The organism is Microcoleus sp. (genome assembly GCF_041354475.1).
In the GTDB taxonomy this organism is placed as follows: domain Bacteria; phylum Cyanobacteriota; class Cyanobacteriia; order Cyanobacteriales; family Microcoleaceae; genus Microcoleus.
This window is the reverse complement of the sequence record NZ_JBGJZU010000048.1, coordinates 42,251-50,865: the sequence shown is the minus strand read 5'-3', so window position 1 is coordinate 50,865 and position 8,615 is coordinate 42,251. Positions and strand designations below refer to the sequence as shown.

Sequence of the window (8,615 nt, the reverse complement as noted above, 5' to 3'; positions counted from 1 at the left end):
TTACTTACAATCTATTCTAACTCAACTTTTCAATCAGTTAGAGCGGGAAATATTGAAGGCGGTTGAAACCGCAGCCACTTTCCTCCCCATGTCTAAAGCCAGGGGCTTCTCGCTCGTTTTTTGGTGATTGTGGCGCTGATTGTGCGATCGGGCATTGTTATTGGTTATGGTAACTTAACAATAACCAATAACTAATGACTAATGACTAAATTGGAGTAATGCTGGCGATTTTCCCGCCCAAACGCTGAAATTTCTGCATTTGCGAGGACAAATCATCAACAGGTACGATAAACGCTTTGCTGCTGCGACGCACGTTAGGATATCCGCCCGTGCGAATGCCGGAAACTTCCACCCGGAAAAGTCGTCCTTCTTTGCCGTAAGCTGCCGCGCCGCCGAAACCGCTGCTGGGAGTTACGTTTTGTGCCGAAGGGCGATAAGCCCAACCTTCGCTGCCACCGGAGGGGCCAACTACTGCGGTAGCAGTGTTGCTACCAACTTCCACGGCTAGGCGAGAGTTATTGCCTTCTAGTTGAGCTGTATCGCTATTTGCGTAGCCCCGATACAAGCGGAACATCCGGGTAAAACCAACGGTTTTTTGTCCCCGCTGATTATCAAAACCACGGTAGTAAGGGACGATACTTTCGCCAAAGCTTTCTTGATATTCTACGGAATCGATATAGGAATCAATATCAGCATCGTATCCTTTGTTTTCGTACAAATCTAAGTGATAAACTACTTCAGATTCGTCATAAATAGCGCGACCGAGCAGGTGTTTGTAGTTTAGTTCGATCGTCCGAGTTTGGAAGCTGCTGTAGAAAAACTTGGTTTTGTACAGTTCTGATTTAGCTACTGTGCGCACAAATTCTCGTACTGTTAAACTGCCGTCTTGCAGCAAAGATTCAGCACTTTTCAAGCGCTCGGATTTCATCAAATAATCGTTGCCTAACAACTGGCGGTAAGTAGCGCGAATTACCATTTCTACGTCATCTTTTGTGTAATTCGGACGCAATTCCACCTTCGGCGCATCGCTCAATGCTGATGTCCCCAGTCTGGACGCTGCTGTTGTAATAGCCACCAGAATTTCTCCTAAATGTATGAGTGTGAATTGAAAGCTTTGTGGTACTTGAGTGTTTTGCGACTTAGGCAAAAACAGTTATTTTGTAGTAAGTTGATTTTATAAAATCCACCGCACAATCTTTAATTGTCTGGTTTCTGTAATCATCCCTTCAACTTACTTTAATGCGACTTTTTCCGACTACGAAAGATTTGAGCGCTCGAACCACCCGAAACAGAGTTATGTAGCACTCAATCCAGACATTTTTACTTCTCCGTTTTTACTTTAAAAACTGAAAACTTTTTAAAATTGTTTGGAAAACTTACCCTCCAATGGAGATGCCCGGAATTGTAAACAACCGCTAACACTCAAGCTAACAGCAGCTTACATTTCCGGGCATCACGCAAATCTAGCTCAGGGCGTTGATTGCGTAGTCTAGGTAGGAGGTAGCTTCAGTAGCAGCATCGCCACTCAAACCGTGGTTGGCTTTGATGTACTTGAGAGCTTCAACGTACCAGCTAGGGGACAATTCAAAAGTCCGGTTGATTTCATCGATACCTGCAATCAGGTACTCATCCATTGGGCCTGTGCCGCCTGCAACCAAGCAGTAGGTGACCATACGCAGGTAGTAGCCGATGTCGCGAGCGCACTTTGCTTTACCTGTTGCGGTAGAAGCATAGTTAGGGCCTTGCATTTGTTGGGTGTACGGGAATTTGTTGTACACTGCTTGGGCTGCACCGTCGATCAAGCGCTGAGAGTTAGCTGTCAGAGCTTTTGCTGCTTCTAAGCCAGCAGCAGCTTGGCGGAAGCGGCCGAAGGCGACTTGAAGTTCGGTGCTGCTGAGGAAACGGCCTTGAGAATCGGCTGCTGTTACTGCTTCGGTCAACGGGGTTTTCATTGTCTTGTTTTCTCCCTAATAATGTTGTGTTGTTTTGGCACAGAATATTTGTAAAAATGCGATGGATCGCTTTTTTTACATTCAATTAATCGTCGCTGAGCTATTTTTAGCCGACTGCACTAGCTGCACGGTCGAAGTAGCCACCGATTTCGGACATCAGCGAGCTGCAATCGCCACGAGTGATACCGTTAGGATCGTTGGCGATCGCGATCGCAGCTTCCTTCATTTTTTGGACGCCTGCTGCTACTGAAGCACCAGGAGTGCCCAATGCCAGGTAGGTTTCCCGCAAGCCGTTCAAGCAACGGTCATCAAGAACGCTGGCATCACCTGCGAAAGTTGCATAGGTGACATAGCGCAAGATGATTTCCATGTCGCGCAAGCAAGCTGCCATGCGACGGCTGGTGTAAGCGTTGCCGCCTGGGGCGATCAATTGAGGTTGCTCAGCAAACAAAGAGCGAGCTGCATTGGCAACGATGGTGGAAGCGTTGCTGGTGATGCGGTTAACTGCATCAATGCGCTTGTTGCTCTCTGCAACCATGCTGCTGAGGGCATCTAGTTGACCTGCTGCCAAGAATTCGCCACGAGCGTCAGCTTGGGAAACTACTTTTGTAAATGCGTCTAACATGAAACAACTCTCCTACTTGAGTTAATTGAGTTTGGTTGCGGTATAAAACCGTTAAGTTAAATTTGTTCAGGCCGATCGCCTGTAAGGGTTGAGGGTTGACACCAGCTAATTAGCTGAGCGGCTCGATCTCTCCCTTTCCGCTACCTGTACCATTGTTACATTGCAACGGACGTTTAAGAAACCTTAGAATATTTTACATCTTTTATGAGATGCGACAAACCTTGTTAAACAGTGTTTTTGTTAACTTTAGCCTGCCCCTTCAACCCTCTCCTACTCTTTATACAATGCTCACGAGTGTTTGTTTATTACAAATTATTACAGGAATTTATCTGTTAACAGAGGGTGAGACTGGGAGGCTAATGTGGTAATGGTTAGAGCCTTGCGATCGCCTCCGATGCCCAGAATTTTCTGGTATGTTTTGCCAAATCCCCAAGGCCTTCTCAGGAGCAGACCTTCCTGATGTCTGGGGTTTGAGCCTATTGTTAAAAAAAGTTAAGATAATTAAACTTTTGCGAAAAGAAGGTTGGGGAAGCAAAAAAAAGCGACACATTCAACCCGATCGCCAGTTAGCGGTAGCGAAGCGGTCTTCATTTGAAGGAAATCCCTCAAATGAAGACCGCTCGCTTTGATAGCCCGCTCGATCGCCTTGTACCCGATCCTGTTATGGCTCAGATTCCGGGATGTGTGCCTCAGATGGCGATGGTTTCGAGTCCCAACCCCTAACGGATGATCTCAATTCCGGTTGTATCGGAATGATTTAACCACAGAGAACACAGAGGACACAGAGAAAGAGAAGAGAGAAATAATAATTCCGATGTCAACGGATTTGATATGAGGAGGAGGGAGCGACTCATGTTCTAGGTAGACTTAACCCGCTCGCACAACAAATCAACTTTTTGCGGCATTATGATCTCGATCCAATGTCGTACCGCAACCGCAAATATGGGTTCGAGTTGAAAGTGTTTTCTTAACGAGATTGCCACAGTGTGAGCAGTCTTGAGATGTGTATTGAGGTGCAACAGCAATCACTGTTTTGTCATACACTTTTCCAAAATATTCTAACCATTGAGCAAACAGTGACCAAGCTGCATCGCTAATTGATTTGGCTAGCTTATGGTTTTTCACCATATTCTTAACCTGAAGGTCGACCTAGGCTACAAAATCGTTAGATTTTACTGCGCACAACGCTGTCTTGATGGCGAAGTCTTTACGCTGCCGACTGACTTTCAGGTTTTTTCTTCCTAACTTATTAATCGCGCCTTTACGATTGCCAGAGCCTTTCTTCTTTCGAGAAATCCGCTTCTGTAATCTTTTCAAAGCTTTTTCACTCTTGCGGAGATAGCGTGGATTGGCGACTGTCTCACCATCGCTGTCGGTATAGAAGTGGTTTAATCCCACGTCTATTCCCATCGCTTTACCAGTAGAAATAAGCTCCTCTTTTCGCTCCACGTTGATACAAAACTGAGCGTAGTACCCATCGGCACGACGCACAACTCTGATTCGTTTAATCTCATCTGGCGCCGAGAAATGCAAATCCCGATTGCCGAGCAACTTAAACTTCCCAGCAATTCCTGATTTTTGGTAAGTTTGGTAAGGTGGATTAGTGCAATCAGCGGTAGCTATACAGACAGAGCCAGAGAGAGGTTTCTAGCTTCCTCCTTCCTCTTAACTCTTCCCCATGCCCGATCGCCGCATCCACTGGCTGTAGCTGTCGCGCCACAGCCACCTTTATGCCCCATGCTCGATGGTAATTTATGTCTTCAAATCCTCCGTCTTCTTGGCACACCGTAGCGATCGACACAACCCTGAAACAGCTCAGTAGCAACAAAGACACTGGCTTAAGGGCTCAACAGGTATCAGAACGACTACAGCAATACGGCCACAACGAACTAGAAGAAACAGCAGGCCGCAGCCCTTGGTCGATTTTTGTCGATCAATTCACCAACATCATGTTGTTGATGCTGATGGCGGTAGCCATAATTTCCGGTTTTTTAGATATCAAATCCAACAATTTTCCCAAAGATGCGATCGCCATTTTTGCGATCGTCATCCTCAACGGCATTCTCGGCTATCTTCAAGAAAGCAGAGCCGAAAAAGCCCTCGCAGCCCTCAAAAACCTCTCATCCCCCCTCGTCAGAGTGGTGCGAGACGGCACAACTTCAGAAATAACAGCTAAAGATGTCGTACCTGGAGACATCATGCTCCTCGAAGCCGGGGTGAAAATAGCCGCAGATGCGCGATTGATCGAAGCATCCAACCTGCAAGTCAGAGAATCTGCTTTAACCGGAGAAGCCTTAGCAGTCACCAAAGAAGCGGATCTGGAACTTGCAGAAAATGCTTCCTTGGGCGATCGCCTGAACTTGATTTTTCAGGGCACAGAAGTTGTACAAGGACGCGCCAAGGCGATCGTCACCAACACCGGAATGCAAACTGAACTAGGCAAAATCGCCACCATGCTTGCCTCCGTAGAAACCGAACCAACTCCCCTGCAACGACGCATGAGCCAGTTGGCGAATGTTCTAGTCTCCGGTGCGATGATTTTAGTCCTGATCGTCGTCATCGGCGGCATGATTACCTTCCAAAATGGCAGCCTTGGGTTCGATACCAGGAAATTTGAAGAACTCTTAGAAGTATCTCTGAGTATGGCTGTAGCCGTTGTCCCCGAAGGACTCGCAGCAGTTGTCACAGTCACTTTAGCCCTGGGAACCAAGCGGATGGTGAAGCGGCAGGCCCTGATTCGCAAACTACCAGCCGTAGAAACCTTGGGTTCAGTGACTACTATTTGTTCCGACAAAACCGGTACCCTGACCCAAAATAAAATGGTAGTTCAGCGAGTACACACAGGCAATTCTGATGTCGGCATCGACGGATCGGGTTATAACCCGATCGGCATTTTTACCGATCGCCAAAAATCTGCCCAAATTGATAACTTAGAAGCATATCCAGAACTAGAAGCCTTATTAATAGCCTGTGCAGTTTGCAACGACGCATTTTTGCAGCACCAACAGCAAGAATGGACAATTTTGGGAGATCCCACCGAGGGAGCCCTGCTATCTTTTGCGGCCAAAGCAGGCATATATAAGGATATACAGTCTCAATTACTGCCACGGACGGCAGAATTTCCGTTTTCTTCCGAACGCAAGCGGATGAGCGTAATTTGCCAACTACCAGGGCGATCTCACAATTGCGGATTTCCCAAACCCGAAGGAGAAGAACCCAATTATTTAATGTTGACCAAAGGTTCTCCAGAGTTGACTTTGGAGCGCTGTCAGGGCATGATTGTGGGCGATCGAATTCAACCCATAACACAGTCCATGCGTGATCGCATCCTTGCCGAAAACAACGATATGGCAAGTAGCGGTTTGCGAGTCCTCGGCTTTGCTTACAAACTGTGGGAAAACTTACCACCATCAGGTTCTGAGGAAACCAGCGAACAAGACATGATTTGGTTGGGGTTGGTGAGTATGCTGGATGCACCGCGCCCGGAAGTACGGGAAGCTGTGGTGAAATGCCGGGATGCAGGGATTCGGGTGGTGATGATTACCGGGGATCACCAACTGACTGCAAAGGCGATCGCCCAAGATTTGGGAATTGCCAGTGTAGGCGATCGAGTCCTCACCGGTCAAGAATTGGAAAAACTCAGCCAAGAAGAACTCAAACAGCAAGTAGAGCAAGTTAGCGTTTACGCCCGCGTCTCCCCAGAGCACAAATTACGAATAGTCCAAGCCTTGCAAAGTTGGGGGAAATTTGTCGCCATGACAGGTGACGGCGTTAACGATGCACCTGCTTTAAAACAAGCCGATATCGGCATCGCCATGGGCATTACCGGCACCGATGTCAGCAAAGAAGCTAGTGATATGGTGCTGCTAGATGACAACTTTGCCACTATTGTCGCAGCCGCTGAAGAAGGAAGAGTAGTTTATACTAATATTCGCCGTTTTATTAAGTACATTTTGGGCAGTAATATTGGCGAAGTTTTGACCATCGCCGCCGCCCCTTTAATGGGTTTGGGAGGAGTACCGCTGACCCCCCTACAAATTTTGTGGATGAACTTAGTTACTGACGGAGTTCCGGCGTTAGCTTTAGCGGTAGAACCAGCCGAACCGAATGTGATGAAGAAGCCTCCTTTTAGTCCGCGAGAAAGTATTTTTGCGCGGGGTTTGGGTTCTTACATGATTCGGATCGGGATTATTTTTGCAATTTTGACCATAACCATGATGTCCTGGGCTTACGGATACACTCATGCCGCCAATTATCAGGGCGATCGAGAAGCTTGGAAAACGATGGTATTCACCACTCTCTGTCTAGCACAAATGGGTCACGCGATCGCCTGTCGTTCCCACACTCAGCTAACTATTGAATTAAATCCCTTCACCAATATTTTTGTGTGGGGTGCGGTGATAGTTACAACTTTTATGCAATTGCTACTAATTTACGTTCCCCCACTCAGAACATTTTTTGGCACTCACTATTTGAGCTTATTTGAATTAATGGTTTGCTTCGGTTTCAGCGCCCTAATGTTTGTCTGGATTGAAATGGAAAAATTGTTTATACGCTTCTACAAACCCAGCCGATAGTCAGAAGTAGGTTGGGTTTCGCTCGCCCTCTACCCAACCTACATATTTTGGATTTTATATCAAATCCTCTCTTCATCGGAATTATTAATCTCTCTTCTCTCTTCCTTCGCGTCCTTCGCGCCTTCGCGGTTAAATCATTCCGATACAACCGGAATTGATATTATTATGTATCTCAAAAATATTCACCTCAGACAATTTCGCAATTACCTAGACCAAAAAGTAGTATTTGACGCTCCAAAAACAATTTTAGTCGGCAATAACGCTCAGGGAAAATCGAACTTATTAGAAGCAGTAGAATTGCTTTCCACATTAAAAAGTCATAGGGCCACGCGCGATCGCGATTTAATCCTCGACTCCAAACCCATGGGGCAAATAGATGCCACCCTGGAGCGTCAAACCGGCTCGATAGAATTAGCATTAACTATGCGCTCTCAGGCGCGCCGTGTATGCAAAATCAACAGTGAACCTCTGCGCCGTCATTTGGATTTTTTGAGCGTCTTAAATGTCGTGCAATTTTCTTGTTTAGATTTGGACTTAGTGCGCGGTGGCCCAGAAATAAGGCGACATTGGATCGATCGCCTGGTAATCCAATTAGAACCAATTTACGCTCATATTTTGCAGCAATATAACCAAATTTTGCGCCAACGCAACGCTCTATTAAAAAGCTCTAAGGAAATTAGAAAAATCGATGTTTCCGAAACTATTGACAAAATGCAATTTATGGGAAACGAAACTCCCTTCTCACCAAATAGAGAACAATTCCCAATTTTTTCCCCCCTTGGGGGGGGTGAGGGGGGGGTTGCCCAATCCCCCATTCCCAATACAGAATTAGCTTTGTGGGATGCACAATTAGCAACGGCGGGTGCTCGTGTGATCCGGAGGCGCGATCGCATTTTAGAGCGATTGATACCTTTAGCTCGCAATTGGCACTCTTCCATTAGCGGTTCTACAGAAGTTTTGGATATGAAATATGCTGCTAATATTGAAGTAGGGCAAGAATTCATCGCTAAAGACAATCTAGAAGGAGTGCGGCAAGCATTTTTAGATAAAATTCAACAAAGGGCGATCGCCGAAAAATTTCAAGGTACTACTTTAGTCGGTCCCCACCGTGATGATATTACATTTACCATTAACAATACACCTGCTCGTCAATACGGCTCTCAAGGTCAGCAACGAACTCTGGTATTAGCCTTAAAATTAGCCGAATTGCAGCTTATTGAAGAAGTCGTTGGCGAACCACCTTTGCTGTTGCTAGACGACGTACTTGCAGAACTCGATCTCAACCGCCAAAATCAACTTTTAGAAACCATTCAAGAACGATTTCAAACTCTAATTACTACTACCCATTTAGGCGCTTTTGACTCTCAATGGCTGCAACAAACTCAAATTCTGACCGTTGTTGCAGGACAAATCCATCAATTTTAGATAGGGAATTTTGAGTTTGAGATTGACAAAATATAT

At 46.2% G+C, this 8,615-nt stretch carries 5 protein-coding genes and 1 pseudogene; 2 read left to right on the top strand and 4 right to left on the bottom strand.

Annotation, left to right across the window (positions count from 1 at the left end; translation table 11 throughout):
- Positions 1-205: 205 nt before the first annotated feature.
- From ACBR23_RS18120 to ACBR23_RS18105, 4 genes and pseudogenes are all read right to left on the bottom strand, one after another.
- Positions 206-1,075 carry a phycobilisome rod-core linker polypeptide gene (locus ACBR23_RS18120; protein WP_371115977.1) on the bottom strand — a complete coding sequence of 290 codons (870 nt, stop codon included), beginning with the start codon at positions 1,073-1,075 and terminating at the stop codon, positions 206-208.
- Positions 1,076-1,463: 388 nt separating this feature from the next.
- Complete coding sequence (cpcA, locus tag ACBR23_RS18115) at positions 1,464-1,952, bottom strand: phycocyanin subunit alpha (protein ID WP_340521912.1); 489 nt, start codon at positions 1,950-1,952, stop codon at positions 1,464-1,466.
- A 106-nt stretch (positions 1,953-2,058) separates the two neighbouring features.
- Positions 2,059-2,577, bottom strand: coding sequence for a phycocyanin subunit beta (locus ACBR23_RS18110; RefSeq protein WP_341737817.1), 519 nt, complete (start codon positions 2,575-2,577; stop codon positions 2,059-2,061).
- An 888-nt stretch (positions 2,578-3,465) separates the two neighbouring features.
- A pseudogene (locus ACBR23_RS18105) lies at positions 3,466-4,155 on the bottom strand (RNA-guided endonuclease InsQ/TnpB family protein); the annotation flags it as partial.
- A gap of 176 nt (positions 4,156-4,331) precedes the next feature.
- Here ACBR23_RS18105 and ACBR23_RS18100 point away from each other — a divergent pair.
- Together ACBR23_RS18100 and ACBR23_RS18095 are read left to right on the top strand one after the other, a co-directional pair.
- Positions 4,332-7,154, top strand: coding sequence for a cation-translocating P-type ATPase (locus tag ACBR23_RS18100; RefSeq protein ID WP_371115948.1), 2,823 nt, complete (start codon positions 4,332-4,334; stop codon positions 7,152-7,154).
- Between the two features lie 165 nt (positions 7,155-7,319).
- Positions 7,320-8,579, top strand: a complete 1,260-nt coding sequence (locus ACBR23_RS18095) for a DNA replication/repair protein RecF (RefSeq protein WP_371115950.1) — start codon at positions 7,320-7,322, stop codon at positions 8,577-8,579.
- Positions 8,580-8,615 lie beyond the last annotated feature (36 nt).